We start from the raw sequence: 466 nt of genomic DNA on the forward strand, positions 1-466 counted from the left end.
TGTTGGCAAATGTTGGTTTGGTGAGTCAAGACTACGGCCGTTATGAACTGACTGTGCGTGAAAATCTTCTTCTGGGTTTGCCTCAGGAGGCGGTTGAGCGTCTTGGTGATGCTGATTTGTGGTCGGCTTTGTCGGTGGCTTGTGCTGATGATTTTGTGCGTGGTCTTGAGGGTGGTTTGGATGCTCAGTTGGGTGAGTCGTTTGGTGGTGTTGGTCTTTCGGGTGGTCAGTGGCAGCGTTTGGCGTTGGCGCGTGTGGTTCTTCGGGATGCGCCGGTGTGGGTGTTGGATGAGCCGACCAGTGCTGTGGATGCTGAGACTGAGGAGGAGATTTTTGCTCGGTTGAAGGTGGCTGCTGTTGGGCGTTTGGTGGTGTTGGTGTCTCATCGTGCGTGGACGTTGCGTGGTGTTGATTCTGTGGTGGTGTTGGATGGTGGGTGTGTGGTGGAACAAGGAACCTACCGGGA

The 466-nt window shown here is 54.7% G+C and carries 1 protein-coding gene; it reads left to right on the forward strand.

From position 1 onward, the window contains the following. Window positions 1-53: 53 nt before the first annotated feature. The coding region (locus tag HMPREF2765_RS00150) for an ATP-binding cassette domain-containing protein (protein ID WP_246823473.1) at window positions 54-466 on the forward strand (413 nt) is incomplete at its 3' end.

It is taken from the genome of Rothia sp. HMSC062H08 (genome assembly GCF_001810775.1).
Taxonomy (GTDB): Bacteria; Actinomycetota; Actinomycetes; order Actinomycetales; family Micrococcaceae; genus Rothia.